This is a genomic window from Caballeronia sordidicola (assembly GCF_002220365.1).
Classification (GTDB): Bacteria; Pseudomonadota; Gammaproteobacteria; order Burkholderiales; family Burkholderiaceae; genus Caballeronia; species Caballeronia sordidicola_C.
Window position 1 is genome coordinate 116,174 of the sequence record NZ_MTHB01000262.1, and the last position, 22,197, is coordinate 138,370.

The following is a 22,197-nucleotide window of genomic DNA, read 5'->3' on the forward strand; positions in this document are numbered from 1 at the left end:
GAGGCGATGAGCTCGAGAGACATGCGCGTTGGCTGCGTGGAAATGAGTGTAGCGATGCTGATATCCGGCACGGTCGGCTGGCTCGTGGTGTCGTCGCAGCAAACGCCGCTGAACGTCGTGTTCATTCGTTGCGTGTTTGGGGCGGCGACGCTGCTCGCAATCTGCGCGCTAAAAGGGATGCTGCGCAAAAGCTTGTTTTCATGGCGCATGCTTGGCCTGGTAACGCTCGGCAGTGCCACGATCGTCGGCAACTGGGTGCTGCTGTTTGCGGCCTATTCGCGAGCCTCCATATCCATGGCGACCGCCGTCTATAACACCCAGCCTTTCATGCTTGTCCTGCTCGGTGCGGTGGTGTTTCGCGAACGAATTACCTTGCGCACGATTCTCTGGCTCATTGTCGCGTTCTTGGGCCTCGTGCTGGTTGTGCGAGTGGAGCCTGCGGTGTTGGCCAAACCCGGTGAATATCTGGAAGGTATTGGCTATGCGCTCGGCGCGGCATTTCTCTATGCGATCTGTTCGATCGTGACCAAGCAGCTCAAGGGAACGCCGCCCCACTTGATTGCGTTGTTGCATGTGGCGTTCGGCATCATCATGCTTGCGCCATTCGTCGATTTCCAGAATCTACCCACCACCCCGAATCATTGGGCGGATCTTGTCGTGCTCGGCGTGATCAACACCGGCATCATGTACGTGCTGCTTTATGGCGCCATCCAGAAACTGCCGACTGCAGTGACGGGCGCGTTGTCCTTCATCTATCCGGTTGTGGCGATCATTGTGGACCGGGTCGCGTTCGGACAACGATTAGGATGGCTGCAGATTGTTGGCGCGGCGCTGATTCTGCTGGCGGCCGCTGGGACTACTTTGGGATGGGAACTCACGCCGCGCGAACGAGCAGCTTTGGAGTAGCCAGTCGTCAAGCGGTTTTCCCGATCAACAAGCACATCCTGCAAGCTGTTACGTCCACTATCCGTTATGAACCCGCTTTACGTATTTCCACGCAATTCAGTCGGTCACTTCAACGTGATCCGACTACTCGCGGCCGCAGGTTCCAAAAGCAAAAAACCGTTGCTCATCTGACTGGAGCGCTGTTCCGTCAGGTGCGACGGAACAGATACGGTCACTCGATTTCCATTCCTGTTCTCCGACACCCTGACGGTTTTTATCGGTCAAAGAGGAGAGTATGGAATGTCGATTTTTTCTGGTATCTGGATTCCGTTGGTCACGCCGTTTTCAAACGGACGTGTGGATCACAACGCGCTGCGAAACCTGGTCAGGTCTTACGTTGAAGCAAAGGTAGCGGGGTTCGTTGCGCTGGGAACAACGGGCGAACCGTCTTCGCTCGATCACGCTGAGCAGGCACAGGTGCTCGCGACCATCCTGGACGAGGCGAGGAACCATCCCGTCGTGGCGGGGCTGGCCGGCAATAACGCGGCAGACCTTCGCGAGCGCGCGCTGCACTTGAATGAATTGCCGATCGCCGGCTTGCTGGTTCCTGGGCCTTACTATGTGCGGCCCTCGCAGGCTGGCTTGACGAGCCACTTCACCACCCTCGCCGATATCAGCACAGTCCCTTTGATTGTCTACGACATTCCGTATCGGACAGGCGTGCGGCTGGATCTCGCGACCTTGTTGACGCTCGCCGGCCATCCCAACATTCACGCAATCAAGGATTGCGCCGGGTCGCTGGAAACAACGCTCGCACTCATCCTCGATGGACGTTTGTCAGTACTGGCCGGTGAGGACCTGAATATGTTCGGCACGTTATGTCTTGGCGGCCACGGTGCGATCGCGGCGAGTGCCCATGTGCGCGCGGCCGACTTCGTTGAGGTTTATGAAGCCATCAAAGACGGTCGTATTGATGAAGGACGCGAGCGGTTCCATCGACTCGTACCGTTGATACAAGCACTCATGTCCGAGCCTAATCCGGCACCTGTGAAGTGTGCGCTCGAGATCTTGGGAATGATTCGCCAGGAACTTCGTGCGCCGATGACGCAAGCAACCGGCCGGCTGCGCGATCAGCTTGGCGTCCTGCTGTCGAGCTAGGCGAAAAATCAGCGCGGCAGCCGGTGCATGCGATTCACGTAAGGATACCGCCGCGCTTATTTCACCAGGTGCAGTCCCTTCGCCAGCACAACGCCCTTTTCGCGGTTGATCAGCCAGATATCGCCGACGTTCGCGTGCAGCGTTGCCGTGCGCGTGGTGATGTCGGTCGGCTCCTCGTTGCTCGGGTCGGTATGGTCCTTGGTCTGCGTCAGATAAGGCGGCACCACCCGACAGATCAGTACGAGCGCGAGATCGCCGTCTTCCTGGGAAAATGCGTCCGGCGACAGCACGAAGCGTCCATGCACCGTGGTCCTGTTGTGCTTGTTGACGGCATCCAGTTCGATGATATCGATGTTCTGTATATAGCCCTTCGATTTCGCTTCGGCCGCGACCACCAGCTTTCGGCCACGCGGTCCGGTGACGGTCCTTTTGAGGACGATGGTGTCGGGGTGGTCGCTATCCGACAGATCCACGTCTACCGTCATCACGCGGACCTTCGACCGATAGCGGATTCCATACGGCGCGGGCACAACGAACGCGAGATCGCGGCTTAGCTTGGCGTCCATCAACGCGGAGTCGTGCAGCGTCTTCGGCAAAGCGTCGCCGACCAGATCTTCTACTCGATGCGTGAACGAGAGCGCCTTGCTATCGGTGAATTTGCGCGCCAGCGCGTCCCTGACGGCAGCCGGATCGTCGCCCGTGAAACCGGGCGCCATCACGATGCCGACCGGCGTGAGGTCTTCTGTTTGTGCGGACGCAGCGGCTGCGCTGCTGGCCGTTTGAGCCCGTGCCGTCGCACACACGGAAAGAAGAACCCAAGCGGCGCTTATGCTCGCCTGTTTGATTTTCTGAAGACTCATTAGCAGACTCCCATGGGCATGATCGCGGACCGCCTGGTCTTCGTGCTGCACGAGCAGCAATCGAGTCAATTCATTGCAATTCAATTCTATTCAATGGTACCCGGCTAGAAAAGATGAGTGGGGACATTGGTGCGAGGGCGCGGTATTAAACGTAAGTTGAGAAGGCCTGCACCGCTTGACGACTGGGTGAGGTGTAAAGTTTCTCGAATCGAAGAGCATTGGCAATTTAGGTGCTTAAGAGAAACGCTGGTCGTGAACAATCTTTCCGCTAGGGAAAACCAATATGAAGTCTTCCGTCATTCATGCGTTGCCGGGCCGGGATGGTTTATCAGGTGGGGCGTTGCGATGAGTGGGCCGCTTAAGGGGATTCGCGTGGTCGAGATGGTCGGGCTCGGGCCGTGCCCGTTCGCCGCCATGATGCTCGCCGACATGGGCGCGGAAGTGATCCGCATTGATCGTCAGCAGACCGGTGGCGCCACGCCGTATCCCATGCAAGGCACGAAATTCGATGTGATGGCGCGCGGGCGGCGCTCGCTCGCGCTGGATCTCAAGCAACCGGAGGGACGTGAGCTGGCGCTGCATCTTGTTGCTCAGGCCGATGCGCTGATCGAAGGTTTTCGCCCTGGTGTGATGGAGCGGCTTGGCCTTGGACCGGACGTGTGCCTGGAACGCAATCCGAAGCTTGTGTACGGTCGTGTCACGGGCTGGGGGCAGGACGGTCCACTGGCCCAGACCGCCGGGCACGATCTGAATTACATCGCGATGAGCGGCATGCTGCACGAGATTGGTTGTAGCAATGCACCGCCGGTGCCGCCGCTGAATCTGGTCGGTGACTTTGGCGGCGGCGGCATGATGCTCGCGTTCGGGGTGTTGTGCGCGCTGCTGGAAGCGCGTGGGTCGGGCAAGGGCCAGGTGATCGATGCCGCGATGGTCGAAGGCTCTGCGCTACTGGGCGCGATGATCTACGGTTATAAGGCGTTTGGTGCGTGGGCGGATGAGCGAGGCTCGAACATGCTTGGCGGCGGCGCGCATTTCTACAATACCTATGCATGCGCGGATGGGAAATTCGTGTCGGTTGGGGCGATCGAACCGCAGTTCTATGCTTTGTTGTTGAAGCTGTGCGGTATCGACGATGCGGCCTTTGACCGTCAGATGGATCGCGAGCAATGGCCGTCGCTGAAAACGAAAACAGCGGCCATCTTTGCGACGAAATCGCGACAGGCGTGGTGCGAGTTGATGGAAGGGACGGATGTGTGCTTCGCGCCCGTGCTCGATATGGACGAAGCGCCGGCGCATGTGCATAACCGGACGCGGGGGACGTTTATTGACGTGGACGGGGTGACGCAACCGGGCCCGGCGCCGCGCTTTAGCCGCACGGTACCGGCGGTGAGTTCACCGCCCTCGAGTCCGGGGCAGGATACCGACGCGATCCTGCGGGACTGGAACGTGCCGGGGGAGTTGATCGAGAGGTTGCGGGAGAAGAAGGTGGTTTAAGGGCCATTCCATTACACATAAATTGTCACGGCGACTTGGTTCGGTACGCGCCAACTCACCGAGACCTGCTGTGCGTGGAGCCTGTGACGAATACGGTGGATTTCTTGAATCTCGACGCGCCGCGAGAGGACATCGGCGGCGCGGTGTTGATGCCGGGCGACATGACGCAAGCGCGATTTGGCTGGATGCCGAACCGCCCGCGCTGACCTTGATTAGTGACAGCTAGTCTTAAATTTCTTCGTTTCCCCGTCGCATATTTGAGATGTTTCTTGCAAGCCGTCGCCATTTCCTGGTTTGTCTCATTGGCCTGTTTGCAAAACTGTCAAATTAGGTTGACGCAGCACTCTGTTACTTCAAAACCCTGAATTATGTGCGAGCGCGTTTCGTATGTCGAAGTGCGCTTTGACGCTTAACTCTGACTGGGTTGGAAATGACGACTGCTACGCCTGTTAGCCCAAGCAACACTTCTTTGCCGCCAAAAAAGACAGATGACAGCCCACCCGCAGCGCTGAACTTTGCATTCCCTTTCAAGAAATCGGACGGCAATGCGGTGACGGGGAAGATTGGGGGGTTTCCCGCGTCAGCGGATGCGTTTCATATTCATCCGGTGGGATTGGTGGGGAATTTTGCGTCTGGCTGCTCCAATGAATGTTTGACAGAAATATTCGAATATTCGCTGAGTCAGGGAGCTTACAGGATATCAAAGGATTCGTTTTCACTGATCTTATCTAACGAGGGGTTTGATCCGCATCCGAACGTTCCTGCAAACAGCGCTGCTAGCGGGGTAACTGTTGGATACGGATACGACTTGGGGCAACAGAAGCAGGAGGCCATAGAGAGAGATTTAGCGGAATACTACACGCCGCAGGAAATAACTAAGCTGAAAATGATGTCCGGCCTTCATGGTGCGCTCGCGCGCGAGAGTTCGAGCGATGTGTACGGCATATTAATATCAGAGGAAAACGCCAAAAGGCTGGCTCTGTCTTCTATGAGAAGCTATGCGCAGCAAGCGGTGAATGTATTTCCTCAGTTAATCAACCTTCACCCTCATTGTCAGGGAGCGATGCTAAGTCTTATATATAACAGGGGAAGCGGTCTCCACGGAAAGAGCGTCGAGGAGGAAGATCGGCGTCGGGAAATGAGAGAAATAAAAAACGCTCTCGAAGCCGGATCGGAAAATCTCGTTCCCGAGAAAATTAGAGAGATGAAACGCTTTTGGGAAGGAACCGGCCAACGCGGGTTACTAAAGCGTCGCGATCAAGAGGCAGACCTCTTTGAGCGCGGTCTAAAATGCAACTGTTGGAGGTGACACGGATGAAATCTGTATTGCTGATTTTTGCACTCGTATTGGAACTTGTATTTACACCCGCTCACGCTGAAGTTTGTGCGGATACGGACATTTCAAAATTAGAAGCGTGCTCCGTTAGAAACTACCGAATAGTCGATCAAGCCCTTGGGAAAAAATATCATCAGCTAATGGAGGAAAGCGACGGCAGCACACAAAAAGCCCTTATCTTGGCGGAGAAGAGCTGGATCAACTACAAGGAGAAATCTTGTGAGATAAATGGTAACGCTGGCGCAGAGGCCAGTTTAGACAAACTAGGCTGCCTTATAAAACTTTCCAAACTGAGGTCCGACGAACTGAGCTATCTCAGCAATGGAATCGGCATGTTTGGATTTTTTTCTCATCTGGCTTTTGAGGCCGCAGATGACTCGGTAAATCGAGAGATAGTGATCGAGAAGCTCACCTCGAAATTCGCATCTTCAAAAGATAGCTACTGGCGAAGCTATGTTGCACAAAATTGCAAGATGACGTCTACATTACTGGCTGAAGATCAGAATATGTGTGTGGCACGCCTCACATTCTACAAAAATTGAAGTTAATACTCAGTCGCAGTAGCCCGCTCGGCTTTTTGGTAGCAAAGTGGAATTCCTGCATCATTTATTCGATAAGGAATTTGCAATCTCGGTTAAGTTCAAATGATAATTAAATTTCGTGTCAGCCGAGTATCGTTCGTCGCATTCGCAAGCTGCTTTTTGTGCACACTGGTTAGTGCTAAAGACTCGTATGTTGAATTGTCGGATAACTCCAAAATTCGTCTCTCAGAGCCCCTCGGAGCGGCGAATCGTAAGTTGTTCGAGCCAGGATGGGGAGCAGCCGAATTCTTAAGTCCGCATGGAAAAAAAATCGGACTTTTTCCCGGTGAGCACTTTACGTCGGCCGGCGGTTTAATTTTCTCACCTCCTGAATATTGGAGAATTTCTCCGTCCGGAAGATTCGCGGTTTTGGTCGTTCTCCGCGCCGGCTTAATTGGGGATCCGCAAGACAAAAAGGTCACGAGTCGGCAGTACTGCCCGGTTCTTAACACATCATCCGGTTGTCTCGAGAGCCTACAGAGCGGAGAACTGTGTGCCGGAGAGTGGGACAAAACACGCGATATCTGGACCGTTGTTGGGGAAAATGACGATCCAACTTCAATAATGTTGGGTACACAATCCCGAACCAAAGATGCAACTAAAGTCTGGGATGATTTTTTGAAAATAAAAACTCCTTTCACTTATTCGAAACTACACGAGCGATTGGAAGAAAATCTTGGGATAACAAACCTTGTGGCATGTGATCCGATTCAAGATAAGAATCGAGCAGCATACAAGTTGATAGCAGATCAGCTACGAGCAGAGGGAAATAGTGTTCACTCAATTTATGTTATGGAAAAGCTAAATGCATCAAAACACAATGTAGATATAAAAAAACATCGCGAGTACTCGTGAACAAAGCGTGGTTGTATTGAGATGCCGACGTCTCAAGAAAAACAGCAATGTATTTGATACGAGGTGATATGGTACATATTATCAATTCCAACGGGAATGGCTGGCTCTTCGTCGAATACAGAAAATCGGATGGCAGCGCCCTGAGAAAATGGATACAAACAAAAGATTTAATCTCGCGATAAATAAAATAGCGTATCAGTTGGCATAACATTATTGATGCGGGATCTAGCAATTATTCATCGAATATTGTGGCTAAGCAGAAGAACGAATAGCTACGATCGTTTGACGTCTGAAAATTTTTGATGGTGTTAAATAATGAAAAAATATTTGGTGATCATTGTTTGGATGTTTATCTCTTCGTTGACGCATGCATGTACCCTCTCTGAAAAAGGGATTTTGGAAGCGTATCAAAAAAAGCTCAGTGAAAGACATCAAGGGCAACTGCTCGATTTCAGTCAGTTAGAATTGGCGTGCAAATCGTGGCCTGCAAGGAAAGGAATATCGATTTTAGTGTCGCCTTACGTATCCACAGTCGCTCAGCACGACGACCAGCGGTTTCTCGGACTAGCAATAATATTGGTTGACGATGTTACTGGAGGACGAATGAGTGAATTCGACGATTTTCCTGTTTCAACAGTAGACGCAATTTCGCCACGCACGGTTGATATCGACACTGCTGCCTACAAGGTCACAAGCAAGGACCTCGCTTTTGGACTGAGGATAAAACAACAAAATTCGTCTGGTGTGAACCCATTTGGTGAGGAAATGCTCAATCTTTACGTGCCTGACGGCACAGGCATAAGAAACATCCTTGCAGGACTGTTTACTAGTGGTTATTCAGGGGAAGGAGGTGAGCAGTGCGTTTTTGAGGGAGATAACAGCACGGCATTCATCTCGATATTGAAAACAGAATCGAATAAATTTTACGACCTAAAGGTGCGTCAGGAAGTGACGTCGCAGGTTAGTAGGGCATCGCCAAATGGCTGCATTGAAAGTTTGCGTAAAAAAACAACCAAGTCATATATATTAACTTTTAAAAATAAAAAATACGAAATACCGTCGCAGCTCAAAAGCTTATCTTTGGATAAATAGATTTCGGATTGCGTATAGAAGGACCGCGTAATGCACGTAACATACACTGACGACGACATTTCCCAACCCCACGCCGATACTTGTAAATGACAGTTGAATTCGATGCGGCCAATCTGAGATTGGTCCGCTGCGCTCGAAGCCTTTCGCTTGCTGATGTAGGGGACGCAGTCGGCAAGTCGAAACAATTCATCCAGCGGGTCGAGTCTGGAATGGCTCAACCCACTGATGAACTCGTCGATGCGCTGGCTTCTGTGCTTCGCGTGCGGCGGCAGTTCTTTTTCCCGGGCGCACCGCAAGCGTTGCCCGAAGAGGCATTCCATTTTCGCAAGTTGACGACGGCGAAGCTAAGCGATAAGCAAACCGTTATCGCCAAAGGCGAGCTCTTCCGCCGGTTCGTCGCTTCGATTGAAGCCCGGTTGCGGCTTCCCCAGTTGGACTTTCCTGAATTCCCCATCGACAGCCCCGAAGCGGCGGAGCGTGCCGCCGAGAAATGCAGGGCGCATTGGGGATTGGGCATAGGACCGATCGGCAATATGGTCCGCGTGCTTGAAAATGCGGGAGCGGTTGTGACTGCGTTTGAACATTCGGCGAAAGATATTGATGCGCTATCTATTGCGTCATCGCGGCCAATCGTGGTGACCAACCGCAGCGACGCGTCAGCGTGCCGCGTGCGCTTTGGATACGCACACGAGTGCGGTCACTTCGTTGGGCACGTCGGCCGCAAGACGGGGGACAAAGCATCGGAGTCCGAGGCTAATCGGTTTGCCAGTGCTTTCCTGCTTCCTCGAAGCTCCTTCGTCAAGGAATTTCCCGCCTTGAGAGGCGGCACCCAGGTTAACTGGATCGCGTTGTCGGAACTGAAAATGCGGTGGCGCGTGAGCAAGGCTGCGATGCTGTATCGCGCGCGGCAACTGAACATTCTTGGTGAAGATCAATACAAGCGCGCACTCCTAGGACATCTGTTTGAAAAAGGCGAGCGCCACATCGAACACGAAGACGCCTCCATTCCGCATGAAAAGCCGGAGCTTCTTCATAGCGCAATGACTGTTCTTAGAGAGAAACTGGGCCTATCGTTGAACGATATTGCCGTGTCCGTGCACATGACCCGCGCACTGCTCGCAGAAATTGCTCCCTTGGCGGACGACGAGCATGAGGCGGGGACCCGTGTTGTTCCGCTTGCGCAATTCCGCCAGTCTCGCGAGAAAACCAACGGCTAAGCGAACCAACCCTATCCGCCAATTCACCCCGCCGGAAACCTCACCACAATCCGGCTGAACGGCACCGACCGGTCGACGGTCACCGCGCCCGCGCCCTTGCCCGCATAAGTCGTCACGAGGCGCATGCCGAGGCCTGTACCCTGCGGTTTCGGGAAGTCGATGGGAAACCCGTCCCCTTCGTCCTCCACGCTCAGCAGCACGGCTTCCTCCGAGCGCTCCAGCGTCACACGCACCGTCCCGCGCCCGTACTTGAGCGCATTGGTCACGAGCTCCGCCGTCACCAGCCCGAGCGGCGCCAGCCGCGCGGCGGGCAACACGATTGACTTCCCTTCCAGCGACACCTCCCGCCCCGCAGCCAATTCAGCCAGATCGGCGGTCAGGCCGCGCAAGTAACTGGTGGCATCCGTCGCTTCCGCGCCATCGTCCTGATAGAGCCGGTGATGCACCGACCCGACCGTGCGCACGCGCGTGGCTGCCGCCTGCAAATGCGTGGCAACGGATTTATCACCGGCGAGATTCGCCTGGAGCGCGAGCAGCGTCTGCACAAGCTGAAGACTGTTGCGAACCCGGTGATGAACCTCTTTCATCATCAGCGCCGAATTGCCGAGCTGCGTCTCCTGGCTCGTCACCAGCGCGGCGAGTTGCTCCTCGTTCTCGTGCCGCTCGGTGACATCGCGCATGGTCAGCACGATGCGCTTCACGCGCTCATCGGTATCGAGAATAGGCGCCACTGACACATCCCACCAGCGGGCATCGCCCGCACGGGTCGGACAGGGACCTTCGAACCGGACCGGTTCGCCGCTCGCGGATTTCGCCAGCGCCTGCTGGACTTTCGGGCGTTGATCGTCGGGCCACAGGTCGGCGCAAGCCGTGCCGCCGACCTCCGCGAAGTCGTCGATGCTCAGCGCCGCCAGGCCGTTGTCGTTCATGAATTCGATACCGCCATCCAGCGACAACACTTGAATACAGTCAGTGCTCGCGTTCAGCACGCTGGTGGAGAACAGCTCGTCGGCATCGGTTTGCGATTCCGCGGCCAGTCGCTCGCGGCTCATGGAAATGACGTTCGCGATCGCTTCAAGAAAGACGATGTCTGTTTCGGTGAAGTCTTCGTCGTCGGAGCTATCGGCTTCGAGCACGCCGAAGGTTTCGGGAATGCCGCGAATGGGGACGTTGATGGCACGCTTGATGCCGTGCCGGGCAAGCAGCTCGGGCGTGCGGAAACGGTGTTCGGTACCCAGGTGATTCGACAACACCGGGCGGCCGCTGACCAGCGCGTGGCCGGCGGGGCTGGCGTCGTCAGCGCCGAGCTCCGTGGTGCCGATATCCGCCGGGTCCCAGCCCACGCCGGCTTCCAGCACGAAGGTTTCGCTTTCGGGTTGATAGCGGAGCACCTTGGCGAAGCGCGAGTGCAGTCCAGCCGATACGGCTTTGCAGGCTTCTTCGAGGAGCACGTCGGCGCTGTGTACGCGCAGCACGGACGTCGCGAATTGCACGGCGATCTCGTGCTGCAGGCGCAGACGGCTTACGGACCGGTCGACAGCACTGCGGATCGTTTCTTCGGGTGGCAATGCATCCATCGGGTTCTCCTTGACCGCGGTGTCGTCCATGTTTTTTCTGGCGATCGATGCTTAAAGACCAATTCTAACCGTGAAGATTAAACGACCACGGATTTGGCCAGGGAGTGCGTTTGCACCGGTGCTACCCCTGACCCCAACCTAAGTACAACGACCTCTCTCGGTATAATCCCGAATGTTATAATCGTAACAACAAGGTGTTAGAATAATGCATCGATTAACCGGAAAATGTTGTGCGCTGCACAACCGACCATGCTCATGCTCGATGTTGCTTCCCAACCTTTAGTCCCCTTGCGCGGCAAACCGCTGTCTCATCACGAGCAACAGCAGCGCAATCCTGGCGTGCCGCTCGAACTCTCCTGGCTGGATGGCCTTCGGGTCAATCAATCAGCAGTCGCCCGGCGGGTCAGCACGCTAGGCACGCGCCGAGCGGTTAAAAAAGACGCGCAAGCCGCCTGGCTGCTCAAAGCCATCACCTGCATCGACCTGACCACGCTCAACGGCGACGACACCGCCGCCCGCGTCGAACGCCTGTGCGCCAAAGCACGCCGCCCGATTCGCGACGACCTGCTGGAATCGCTAGGCATGCCGCCCGGCTCCATCAAGACCGGCGCCGTGTGCGTGTATCACCGCTTCGTCGGCACGGCCGTCGCAGCGCTTGCCGGTAGCGGCATTCCGGTCGCGGCCGTATCCACGGGCTTTCCCGCCGGCCTGATCCCACACCCGCTGAAGTTGAAAGAGATCGAGGCGTCGGTAAAAGACGGCGCGGCGGAAATCGATATTGTCGTCACGCGTGAACATGTACTCACCGGCAACTGGCAAGCGCTCTACGACGAAATGCGCGACTTTCGCGCGGCGTGCGGCGCGGCGCATATCAAAGCGATTCTCGCCACCGGCGACATCCGCACGCTCTCGACCATCGCCAAGGCGTCCATGGTCTGCATGATGGCCGGCGCCGATTTCATCAAGACGTCCACCGGCAAGGAAGGCGTCAACGCGACGCTCGACGTTTCGCTGGTCATGGTGCGCATGATTCGCGACTACCTTGAACGCACGGGCGTGATGATCGGCTTCAAACCAGCGGGCGGCGTGTCCACCGCCAAGTCGGTGCTCGAATACCAGATCCTGATGAAGGAAGAGCTCGGCCGCGAATGGCTCGAACCGGAGTTGTTCCGCATTGGCGCGTCGAGTCTGCTCGCCGATATCGAACGGCAACTCGAGCATCACGTCACCGGCCGCTATTCGGCTTTCCATCGACATCCGGTTGCTTAATCTGGTTGCTTGCGTTGATTAACCAGCACAGCATCATCTCTTACACGAGCTCCCCATGAGCGTAGCCGACTACTTCACCTCGATGGATTACGGACCTGCACCGGAAGACGACGGCGCCGCGCGCGCCTGGCTGGATCAACATGCAACCGGCTTTGGTCACTTCATCGATGGCGCGTTTCGCGCGCCATCGGCCGGTGAGCAATTCGACTCGCTGGAACCTGCGACCGGGCGCGTGATCGCGAGCATCGCTCAAGGCGATCAAGCGGATATTGACGCAGCAGTTGATGCCGCGCATCGTGCGTTACCCGCGTGGCAAGCGCTGGGCGGCGCGGGCCGCGCACGGCATTTGTATGCACTCTCGCGCATGGTGCAGCGGCATGCGCGGTTGTTTGCCGTGCTCGAATCGCTGGATAACGGCAAGCCGATCCGCGAGTCGCGCGACATCGATATCCCTCTCGTGGCGCGGCACTTCCTGCATCACGCAGGCTGGGCGCAGTTGCAGGATCGCGAGTTCGCCGACTGGGCGCCGCTTGGGGTTATCGGCCAGATCGTGCCGTGGAATTTTCCGCTGCTGATGCTTTCGTGGAAGATTGCACCAGCGCTCGCGCTGGGTAATTGCGTGGTGCTGAAGCCCGCCGAATACACGCCGCTGACCGCATTGTTGTTCGCTGAACTGGCGGCGCGCGCAGGCTTGCCCGCAGGCGTGCTGAACGTCGTCACCGGCGACGGTCGCACGGGCGCCGCGCTGGTCGACCATCCGCGCGTGGCGAAGATTGCGTTCACCGGATCAACAGAAGTGGGCCGGCAGATTCGCGTCGCCACCGCAGGCTCGGGCAAGTCGCTCACGCTTGAACTCGGCGGCAAGTCTCCGTTCATCGTATTCGACGACGCCGATCTCGACAGCGCCGTGGAAGGTGTCGTCGATGCAATCTGGTTCAACCAGGGCCAGGTCTGCTGCGCCGGTTCGCGGCTGCTGGTGCAGGAAGGCGTGGAGAAGCGCTTCATCGATAAACTGAAGCGCCGCATGGACACGCTGCGCGTCGGGCCGTCGCTCGATAAAGGCATTGACCTGGGTGCGATCGTTGATACGGTGCAGCTCGAACGCATTCGTATGCTGGTCGAGCGCGGCGTGCAGGAAGGCTGCGAGATTCATCAGCCCAAAGGGCTTCGGATGCCGGAGCAAGGCGCGTTTTATCCGCCCACTCTGGTGACGAACGTCGCCCCTGCGTCGACGCTCGCACAGGAGGAAATCTTCGGGCCCGTGCTGGTGACAATGAGCTTTCGCACGCCTGACGAAGCGGTCGCGCTCGCGAATCATTCACGTTATGGACTGGCCGCGAGCGTGTGGAGCGAGACCATCGGCCGCGCGCTGGATATCGCGCCGCGTCTGCAGTGCGGCGTGGTCTGGATCAACGCGACCAATCTATTCGATGCCGGTGTCGGCTTCGGCGGATATCGTGAATCCGGCTTCGGCCGCGAAGGCGGGCGCGAGGGGATTTACGAGTATCTGAAGCCGCGTGCGTGGGCTAAGCTGGCCGTTCGTCCCGAGCCTTCCGAGCGTGTTGCACAGCCTTCCGCTTTCGAAGCGGGCACTAACGTCAGCGCGCTCGATCGTACCGCGAAGCTGTTTATCGGCGGCAAGCAGGTTCGGCCGGACAGCGGTTACTCCCGGCTTGTGCATGCGCCGTCGGGGGCGATCGTCGGTGAAGTCGGCGAGGGTAATCGCAAGGACGTACGTAACGCAGTAGCCGCTGCGCGCAACGCTGAAAAGTGGTCGCACGCCAGCACGCATAACCGCGCTCAGGTGCTGTATTACCTCGCGGAAAACCTGTCGGCGCGTGCGGACGAATTCGTGAGGCAACTCGTGGCGCGGACCGGCGTTTCTGCCGCCGAAGCCGAGCGTGAGGTCGAAGCATCGATCACGCGTTTGTTCACCTACGGCGCGTGGGCCGACAAGTTCGATGGCGCAGTGCATTCGCCGCCGCTAAGGGGCGTTGCGCTGGCGATGCACGAGCCGCTCGGCGTGATAGGCGTGGTGTGCCCGGACGAAGCGCCGTTGCTGGGGCTCATTTCGCTGATCGCGCCGGCGCTTGCGCTGGGTAATCGCGTGGTCGCCGTGCCGAGCGAAACGTGCCCGATGATGGCGACCGATTTTTATCAAGTGGTCGAGACGTCGGATGTGCCGGCGGGTGCGTTGAACATCGTCACCGGCGAGCGTAAGGCGCTGGCGTCGACCCTGGCGAAACATGACGATGTCGATGCGTTGTGGTGCTTCGGCGGCGCGGATTTATCGACGGTGACCGAGCGTGAATCGGTGGGCAACCTGAAGCGCACGTTCGTCGATCATGGCCGCGTGTTCGACTGGTTCGACGCTTCAAGCGAAGGCCTGCCGTTCCTGCGGCAAGCCGTGCAAGTGAAGAACATCTGGATCCCGTACGGAGACTGAACGTCAGAAGCACGGGTTCGAAATAGAATCATGAGCGATGACCTCGCAACACAGCGAGGCACGCTCAACATGAAGGAGACGTAATGCTGAAGAACCTCGATCCGCTGCTCAACGCCGACGTCCTGCACGCGCTGTGCGCAATGGGACACGGCGATGAAGTCGTGATCTGCGACGCCAATTTCCCCGCCGATTCCGTCGCGCGCCAAACCGTGCTTGGCCATGTGCTTCGGCTTGACGGCGTGAATGCGCCGCGTGCGATTCGCGCAGTGTTGTCGGTGTTGCCGCTGGATAGTTTCGTCGATCATCCGGCCGAGCGCATGGAAGTGGTCGGTGACGCCAGCGCGCTTCCCGCCGTGCAGCGCGAAGCGCAAACCGAAGTAGATGCCGCCGAAGGGCGCGCGACGCCCTTTGCTTCCATCGAACGTTTCGCGTTTTATGAACGCGCCAAACAAGCGTATTGCGTGATCGCGACAGGCGAAGCGCGCGGCTATGGCTGCTTCATCTTCAAGAAGGGCGTGAACCTCGCGCCCGATGCACCGGCTGCCGCTTTGGATTTGGAGAGCACGCGATGAACCGCAGCGTCGTCATCCTCGGCATCTACGTGACGGATCTCACGTTCCGCGCCGAGCGCATGCCGCTGCTTGGCGAGACTATCGCCGGGTCGGCCTTTGCAATGGGACCGGGCGGCAAGGGGTCGAACCAGGCGGTAGCCGCAGCACGCGCCGGTGCCGACGTGATCTTCTGCACGCGCCTCGGGGCCGACGCGTTCGGTGACATCGCGCGTTCGACATGGGCCGCTGAAGGCATCACGGCGAGAGCGATAACAACCGACGGCGTGGCAACCGGCGCGGCGCACATCTTTGTTGACGACGCTACCGGCGGCAACGCGATCATCGTCGCGGCGGGTGCGGCCGGCCGCTTGTGCCCTGAAGACGTCGAAGCGATAGAAGCCGATATTGCGACCGCCGCCGTGTTCGTCACGCAGCTTGAACAACCCATTCCCGCCGCGCGACGTGGGCTCGAACTTGCGCGTGGTCACGGCGTGACGACCGTCTTCAATCCGGCGCCCGCGTTGCCGCTCGACGACGACATCTTCCCGCTCTGCGACTACATCACCCCGAACGAAACCGAAGCGACAGCGCTGACAGGTATCGTGATTGCGTCCGTCGACGACGCCCGCCGTGCCGCCGATGTCCTGCTTTCGAAGGGCGTAGGCAGTGTGATCGTAACGCTGGGAGAAGCGGGTGCGTTGCTGCATACGCCGGAGCAGTCGGTACTGGTGCCAGCCTTCAATTGCGGTCGCGTAGTGGAGACCGCAGGCGCGGGCGATGGCTTCACCGGCGGCTTCGCCGCGGCGCTTGCACGCGGCGAAAGCCCGTTGAACGCCGTGCGTTTTGGCTGTGCGCTCGCGAGCTTGTCCGTCACGCGTCCCGGCACCGCGCCGTCTATGCCTGCGCTGGCCGAGATCGAAGCGGTGCTGGATGTTCCTGTGACGTCCGGCAGCGTGTCGGTCCCCCAATCCTGAACGGAGGAGCGCTCGATGAACACATCGAAATGGCTCGCCGACCGGCAACTGAATTTTCTGGTCGCGGTGAACCTGCTGGTCGTGCTGGTCGCGACCGCGTTGTCGCATGGCCAGTTCGTCGATATCGACAACCTCCAGTCCATGGGCGGCCAGTTGCCCGAACTGGGCCTGCTCGCGCTCGGCATCATGCTCTCGATGGTGTCGGGCAATGGCGGTATCGACTTGTCGGGTGTTGCGCTTGCGAACCTCTCCGGCATGGTCGCCGCACAACTGCTGCCGATGCTCGTTTCCGCCGATAACTCGCCGTCGCTCTACACCGCCGTGTTCTGCGTGATTACCGTGACGCTTGGCTTGGTCGGCGGCTTGATGAACGGCGTGATCATCGCGCGCCTGAAACTCACGCCTATTCTCTGCACGCTGGGTACGTCGCTGTTGTTCACCGGCATCGCCGTGGTGCTGAGCAACGGTGCATCGGTGCGGGTGGAGTACGTCGATGCCCTCTCCGACATCGGCAACGGCACCTTCCTGCAAGTGCCTATCTCGTTGTGGATTTTCGTGATCACGGTGCTGCTGCTCGGTTGGGTGTTGAAGCGCACGCCCTTCGGTTTGCGGCTCTACCTGATGGGCACGAATCCGAAAGCTGCCTTCTACGCCGGTATTCCGCGCGACCGCATGTTGATCCTGACGTACGGCATGTGCGGCGTGCTAGCGTCGCTCGCCGGGCTCATCAGCGCGTCGCATACGTCCAGCGCGAAGTGGGACTACGGCAACTCGTACTTGCTGATCGCGATCCTGATCGCGGTGATGGGCGGCGTGAATCCGGCGGGCGGGTACGGCCGCATCGTCTGTGTATTCCTGGCAGCGACCGTGCTCCAGTTCCTGTCGAGCCTGTTCAACCTGCTGGGCATCTCGCAGTTCTTCGGCGATTGCGCGTGGGGCTTCCTGCTGCTCGCGTCGCTTGCTCTCGCCGGCGGAGAACGCGTGCGTGCGATCTTCGGCCTCGGTGGTGCTGCACCCATTTCGAAGGTGCCAAAACCGCCGGCGGCGTAATCAGATAAACACGCGCATAAACAAGCTTTCCCGGCTTCAAGATTTCACCTCATGTGCAGCACAGACAAACCATAACGGAGACAACGCATGAAACTCAATCGAATCACCATCGCGCTTACTGCTGTCACGCTTGCGGCCGGAGCCATTGCTGTCGCGCAGGCCGCGACCGACGAAACCATCGTCACCGTGGTCAAGGTCACGGGTATCAACTGGTTCAACCGGATGGACGAGGGCGTGAAGGAATTCGCCAAGGCCAACCCGGGCGTGAACGCGTATCAGACCGGACCGGGACAGGCGGACGCCGCGCAACAACTGAAGATCATCGAAGATTTGATCGCGAAGAAAGTGACGGCGATTGCGGTCGTTCCCTACGATCCGCCGACCCTCGAACCGGCGCTCAAGAAGGCGATGGATCGCGGCATCAAGGTCGTCACGCATGAAGCGGACAATGAGAAGAACACGATGGTCGACATCGAGGCCTTCGACAACACCGCGTATGGCGCAGGCCTGAATGAACGCCTCGCGAAGTGCATGGGCGATCAGGGCAAATGGGCGGTGCTGGTCGGCTCGCTCGGTAGCCGCTCACAGGTTCAGTGGGCGGATGGCGGTATCGGCAATGCGAAGCAGAAGTATCCGAAGATGGATCTGGTCGAACCGAAACTTGAAACCAATAACGATGGCGAACGCGCTTACCAGGTCGCGAAGGAAGTGCTGCGCAAGCACCCGGACCTGACCGGCTTCCAAGGGTCGTCGTCGCTGGACGTGATCGGCATTGGGCGCGCGGTGGAAGAGGCCGGCAAGATTGGCAAGATCTGCGTGTACGGCACGGGCCTGCCGACGGAAGCCGGCAAGTTCCTCGAGAGCGGCGCGATCAATGGCATCGCTTTCTGGGACCCGAAGCTCGCCGGCATCGCGATGAACAAGATTGCGAAAATGCTGATCGACGGCAAGACCGTTGAGAACGGTGCGGACCTGGGTCTGGTTGGATATAACAAGGTCACGGTCACCAAGGGTCCGGGCAAGGGCATTATCGTGCGCGGCACCGGCTGGGTGGACGTCGACAAGACCAACTACAAGCAGTATCCGTTCTGATTGTCTTCACGGAAGCAGTAAAGCGCGCACGGCTGCCGTGCGCGCTGTCTTCAGGAAGTTGAAAGGGTAGAAGGTTCAATGATGAGTACAGCGCCGCTTCTCGAAGTTGTCGATATCCATAAGCGCTTCACCGGCGTGTATGCGCTGCGTGGCGTGAGCCTTTCCTTCCAGCGCGGGCAGATTTATCACCTGCTCGGCGAGAACGGTTGCGGCAAGAGCACGCTGATCAAGATCATCTCCGGCGCGCAGCCGCCCGATCAGGGCGAGCTTGTGATCGAAGGCGTAAGACACGCGCGGCTTGCGCCGCTCGAGGCGTTGTCAGCGGGTATCGAGACGGTGTATCAGGACCTTTCGCTGCTGCCTAACATGAGTGTTGCGGAGAACGTTGCGTTGACGTCGGAGCTGGCAACGCACGGAGGGCGGCTTGCGCGGACCTTCGATCGCCGCGCGCTGGCGAAAACGGCGGCGCGTGCTTTGGAAGCCGTGGGTTTGCCCGGCGATGCCGATTTTCAGGCCACGCTCGTCGAGCAGTTGCCGCTGGCGACGCGGCAACTCGTGGCTATCGCGCGTGCGATTGCGAGCGAGGCGAAGTTCGTCATCATGGACGAGCCGACTACATCGCTTACACAGAAGGAAGTGGACAATCTGATCGCAGTGCTGGCGAAGCTGCGTGCCGATGGCGTCGCGGTGCTGTTCGTGAGTCACAAGCTGGATGAGTGCTATGCGATCGGTGGTGAAGTGATCGTGCTGCGCGATGGCCAGAAGATGGCGCAAGGGCCGATCGAGAATTACACGAAGGCGCAGATTGGCGAGTTGATGACGGGCAAGCAGTTATCGAACGAACGATATCGGCAGGCCGAAGTCATGGAAGGCCACGAGATCGTGCTGGATGTAAAGGCGTTATCGCGGTCGCGCCAGTTCGCTGATGTCACGTTCTCGCTGCATCGCGGAGAGATTCTTGGCGTGACCGGCTTGCTTGATTCGGGGCGCAACGAATTGGCGCGGGCGCTGGCAGGTGTCGCGCCTGCGGATAGCGGCACGGTGACGCTGGACGGTTCCATCGTGCGGCTTAAAACGCCGTCCGATGCCAAGTGGCAACGCATAGGCTATGTGCCGGAAGACCGCTTGAATGAAGGGCTTTTCCTCGATAAATCCATTCGAGACAATGTCATCACCGCAATGATCTCGAGTTTGCGCGATCGCTTTGGACAGGTTGACCGGAAGCGCGCGCGCGAGCTTGCCGAGCGCACCGTGAAGGAGTTGCAGATCGCGACGCCTGACGTCGACAAACCGGTTCAGTCGCTATCGGGTGGCAACCAGCAACGCGTGTTGATCGGCCGATGGCTGGCCATTGACCCACGCGTCCTGATCCTCCACGGCCCGACAGTGGGCGTGGATGTGGGATCGAAGGACATTATTTATCGCATCATGCAGCGCTTGGCGGAGCAGGGCATCGGCATCATTTTGATCAGCGATGACTTGCCCGAGCTGCTGCAGAACTGCGACCGAATCCTGATGATGAAGAAAGGGCGTGTCTCGAACGAATATCGTGCGGGGCAATTGACTGAAGCCGATCTTTATCACGCTTTACTTTCAGAGGCAGCATGAGCGAGTCACTTCATCGCGTTGCTCAGACATCGCAAGGCGCTTCCGCGCTAAGTCCGGCATTGGCCGAGGTTGCGCCGCAGGTGCAGCGGCTCAGTTTTATCGGGCGGCTGGTGCGCAATCCTGAGTGGTTCACGGTTGGGCTGATTCTTGTGACTTGCCTGGTGGTGGGCACGTTGAATCCGCGCTTCTTCCAGTTCGCGACGCTCTTCGATTTGCTGCATTCGGGAACGACAGTGTCGTTGTTTGCGCTGGGGACGCTGGTCGTGCTGGCATCGGGTGGTATCGATGTGTCCTTTACCGCGATTGCTGCTTTTACGATGTATTCAATCACCAAGGCCGTTTTTGCCTGGTGGCCTGATGCGCCGTTTTTTGTGATTCTGGTTTGCGGCGCGGTGGGCGGCGTGTTGCTAGGGTTGATCAATGGCGTGCTGGTGCATCGGCTGAAAGCGCCTTCATTGATCGTGACTATTGGCACGCAGTACTTGTATCGCGGGTTGCTGCTGACGTTTGTGGGTACGCAGTTTTTCATGAACATCCCGCACAGCATGGACAGCTTCGGGCAGTTGCCGCTGTTTTTCTATCACACGAACGATGGGCTTCGGGCGGTGTTGCCGGTCTCGGTCATTGCGCTGTTTCTTGCTGCGGGCGTGACGTGGTGGCTGCTCAACCGGACGATGATGGGAAGGGGTGTGTACGCGATGGGCGGTAGCTTGCCGATTGCCGAGCGGCTTGGTTATAACCTGCGGGCTATTCACCTGTTTGTTTTTGGTTACACCGGGATGCTGGCGGGAATCGCCGGGATATTGCATGTATCGACGAATCGGCTGGCGAATCCGTTTGATCTGGTTGGGACTGAGCTGGACGTGATTGCTGCCGTGATTCTTGGCGGAGCCAGGATTACCGGCGGGACCGGGACCGTGGTGGGGACATTGCTCGGTGTGGTGCTGGTTACGTTGATCAATAGCGTCTTGATCTTGATCGGCGTGCCGAGTACCTGGCAGAAGGTGATTATCGGGGCGTTTATCCTGGTGGCGGGAACGTTGTTCGCGCTGGGAAGGCGGGCGGCGTAGGGGCGGTTGATTGCGCTTACGCGCAGTCGTTGATCGAACGACCCCGGCCCATCGCGCGAGCGTGAAGCTAAGGGTCGATACCGTTCTCTTCGCAAACATCAAGGAATGCGGCCAACGAGTTGGCGCCTTCGGCCTTGAGCCTGGGAATGTCGCTGGCGTAGAAGTCCGCACCTCCGTTCAAACCGAGAAATTCGCCGCGCAGCATGTCGGTGGTCGAGTTGTAAGTGACGACTGCGCGATGGCTGCCGATGTTCAAGATATCCATGGCTTTGCTCACTTCCTGATTTCCATCCCCTTCTCCGTGATCAATGAATCAAACTGATCGAGCTGAGAAAACCGCACGGCCTTGACCTTCCCCAACTTGCTGGCATCGACCACTAGATGCCTTTCAACCGCACTCTCCATTGCAGCCTGCTTGATCGCGACCTCGTGAAAGTTCCAGCACGTCACGCCACGCGCCTCATCCACCCCACCGGCCGAAATAAACGCCTTGTTGATCCCCATCCGCCGCAACGTCTCGATACTCTCGTCGCTGGAAAACGAATCCGACGAGGGGGCATAAACGCCGCCCAATAAAATCATCCGGACGTTCGCCTTGCGTCGCAAAATCTCGGCCACATTCAGCGAATAACACAGCACCGTCAAATGCATGTCGGCCGGAATGAGCCGCGCCAACGTGGTCAGCGTTGTCCCGCAATCGATGAAAATGGTCTCGTTGTCAGAAAGCAGTCGCGCAGCCACCGCCGATGCCTCCGCCTTGGCCTGCGCAAAATGATCCTTCTCTTCATCGATCGTATAACCCGCGCCGTTCGGGACATCCGAGGCGCGGACGATATAACCGCCAAGATAAGTGAACGTCCCCGGACTTGACGCTATGTCGCGGCGAACCGTCATTTCCGATACATCGAGCAAGGTCGCCGCATCGCGAAGACGCATCACACTTTGCTCACGCAAAGCATCGGCAAGAACACGCAAGCGATCGCTTTTGGTCATTCGCAGAGGACAGTGGACGCAAGCTGCACGTCGTGGATGTGGTTGTTAGATTTTGTTCGCTAGATGAAATGATTATAACAAGCGGGCCC

20 protein-coding genes are annotated in these 22,197 nt (G+C 57.8%); 16 read left to right on the forward strand and 4 right to left on the reverse strand.

Annotation, left to right across the window (positions count from 1 at the left end):
* The first annotated feature begins 6 nt into the window (after positions 1-6).
* Together BSU04_RS38270 and dapA are read left to right on the forward strand one after the other, a co-directional pair.
* Positions 7-906: a DMT family transporter gene (locus BSU04_RS38270; RefSeq protein WP_089165420.1), complete on the forward strand. Its 900-nt coding sequence runs from the start codon at positions 7-9 to the stop codon at positions 904-906.
* 279 nt (positions 907-1,185) lie between these two features.
* A complete protein-coding gene (dapA, locus tag BSU04_RS38275; RefSeq protein ID WP_089165421.1) occupies positions 1,186-2,043 on the forward strand; it encodes a 4-hydroxy-tetrahydrodipicolinate synthase in 858 nt (285 codons plus the stop codon).
* A 56-nt stretch (positions 2,044-2,099) separates the two neighbouring features.
* Here dapA and BSU04_RS38280 read toward each other — a convergent pair whose 3' ends face one another.
* Entirely contained in the window at positions 2,100-2,903 is an 804-nt protein-coding gene (locus tag BSU04_RS38280; protein ID WP_089165422.1) for a hypothetical protein, read from the reverse strand.
* 345 nt (positions 2,904-3,248) lie between these two features.
* On the opposite strand from BSU04_RS38280, the gene BSU04_RS38285 reads away from it, so the two are divergent.
* From BSU04_RS38285 to BSU04_RS38305, 6 genes are all read left to right on the forward strand, one after another.
* Positions 3,249-4,397, forward strand: a complete 1,149-nt coding sequence (locus BSU04_RS38285) for a CaiB/BaiF CoA transferase family protein (protein WP_089165423.1) — start codon at positions 3,249-3,251, stop codon at positions 4,395-4,397.
* A 430-nt stretch (positions 4,398-4,827) separates the two neighbouring features.
* The gene (locus BSU04_RS38290; protein ID WP_089165424.1) at positions 4,828-5,706 is read left to right on the forward strand and encodes a pesticin C-terminus-like muramidase; all 879 of its coding nucleotides are present in this window, start codon (positions 4,828-4,830) and stop codon (positions 5,704-5,706) included.
* A gap of 5 nt (positions 5,707-5,711) precedes the next feature.
* Positions 5,712-6,275 carry a lysozyme inhibitor LprI family protein gene (locus BSU04_RS38295; RefSeq protein WP_179258586.1) on the forward strand — a complete coding sequence of 188 codons (564 nt, stop codon included), beginning with the start codon at positions 5,712-5,714 and terminating at the stop codon, positions 6,273-6,275.
* Between the two features lie 198 nt (positions 6,276-6,473).
* Positions 6,474-7,169: a hypothetical protein gene (locus tag BSU04_RS46005; protein ID WP_144021488.1), complete on the forward strand. Its 696-nt coding sequence runs from the start codon at positions 6,474-6,476 to the stop codon at positions 7,167-7,169.
* 315 nt (positions 7,170-7,484) lie between these two features.
* A complete protein-coding gene (locus BSU04_RS38300) occupies positions 7,485-8,261 on the forward strand; it encodes a hypothetical protein (RefSeq protein WP_089165426.1) in 777 nt (258 codons plus the stop codon).
* An 86-nt stretch (positions 8,262-8,347) separates the two neighbouring features.
* On the forward strand, positions 8,348-9,478 hold the full coding sequence (locus BSU04_RS38305) for a helix-turn-helix domain-containing protein (RefSeq protein WP_089165427.1): 1,131 nt from the start codon (positions 8,348-8,350) through the stop codon (positions 9,476-9,478).
* A gap of 23 nt (positions 9,479-9,501) precedes the next feature.
* Here BSU04_RS38305 and BSU04_RS38310 read toward each other — a convergent pair whose 3' ends face one another.
* Positions 9,502-11,085: a sensor histidine kinase gene (locus BSU04_RS38310; RefSeq protein WP_256983772.1), complete on the reverse strand. Its 1,584-nt coding sequence runs from the start codon at positions 11,083-11,085 to the stop codon at positions 9,502-9,504.
* A gap of 225 nt (positions 11,086-11,310) precedes the next feature.
* Here BSU04_RS38310 and deoC point away from each other — a divergent pair, with 225 nt between their 5' ends.
* The 8 genes from deoC (at position 11,311) to BSU04_RS38350 (ending at position 21,115) form a co-directional block, all read left to right on the forward strand.
* Complete coding sequence (deoC, locus tag BSU04_RS38315) at positions 11,311-12,324, forward strand: deoxyribose-phosphate aldolase (protein WP_089165484.1); 1,014 nt, start codon at positions 11,311-11,313, stop codon at positions 12,322-12,324.
* 55 nt (positions 12,325-12,379) lie between these two features.
* Positions 12,380-14,770, forward strand: coding sequence for an aldehyde dehydrogenase family protein (locus tag BSU04_RS38320; RefSeq protein WP_089165428.1), 2,391 nt, complete (start codon positions 12,380-12,382; stop codon positions 14,768-14,770).
* Positions 14,771-14,853: 83 nt separating this feature from the next.
* Positions 14,854-15,342 (forward strand): RbsD/FucU family protein, encoded by a 489-nt coding sequence (locus BSU04_RS38325; RefSeq protein ID WP_089165429.1) that lies wholly within the window; start codon positions 14,854-14,856, stop codon positions 15,340-15,342.
* Complete coding sequence (rbsK, locus tag BSU04_RS38330) at positions 15,339-16,295, forward strand: ribokinase (protein ID WP_089165430.1); 957 nt, start codon at positions 15,339-15,341, stop codon at positions 16,293-16,295. The genes BSU04_RS38325 and rbsK overlap by 4 nt, the downstream gene beginning before the upstream one ends.
* A 15-nt stretch (positions 16,296-16,310) precedes the next feature.
* Positions 16,311-17,345: an ABC transporter permease gene (locus tag BSU04_RS38335; RefSeq protein ID WP_089165431.1), complete on the forward strand. Its 1,035-nt coding sequence runs from the start codon at positions 16,311-16,313 to the stop codon at positions 17,343-17,345.
* Positions 17,346-17,432: 87 nt separating this feature from the next.
* Positions 17,433-18,437 (forward strand): autoinducer 2 ABC transporter substrate-binding protein, encoded by a 1,005-nt coding sequence (locus tag BSU04_RS38340; RefSeq protein ID WP_089165432.1) that lies wholly within the window; start codon positions 17,433-17,435, stop codon positions 18,435-18,437.
* 78 nt (positions 18,438-18,515) lie between these two features.
* On the forward strand, positions 18,516-20,045 hold the full coding sequence (locus BSU04_RS38345; RefSeq protein WP_089165433.1) for a sugar ABC transporter ATP-binding protein: 1,530 nt from the start codon (positions 18,516-18,518) through the stop codon (positions 20,043-20,045).
* Positions 20,042-21,115, forward strand: a complete 1,074-nt coding sequence (locus tag BSU04_RS38350; RefSeq protein ID WP_089165434.1) for an ABC transporter permease — start codon at positions 20,042-20,044, stop codon at positions 21,113-21,115. The genes BSU04_RS38345 and BSU04_RS38350 overlap by 4 nt, the downstream gene beginning before the upstream one ends.
* A gap of 67 nt (positions 21,116-21,182) precedes the next feature.
* Here BSU04_RS38350 and BSU04_RS38355 read toward each other — a convergent pair whose 3' ends face one another.
* Positions 21,183-21,392: a type II toxin-antitoxin system HicB family antitoxin gene (locus BSU04_RS38355; protein ID WP_089165435.1), complete on the reverse strand. Its 210-nt coding sequence runs from the start codon at positions 21,390-21,392 to the stop codon at positions 21,183-21,185.
* Complete coding sequence (locus tag BSU04_RS38360) at positions 21,389-22,108, reverse strand: DeoR family transcriptional regulator (RefSeq protein ID WP_089165436.1); 720 nt, start codon at positions 22,106-22,108, stop codon at positions 21,389-21,391. The genes BSU04_RS38355 and BSU04_RS38360 overlap by 4 nt, the downstream gene beginning before the upstream one ends.
* Positions 22,109-22,197 lie beyond the last annotated feature (89 nt).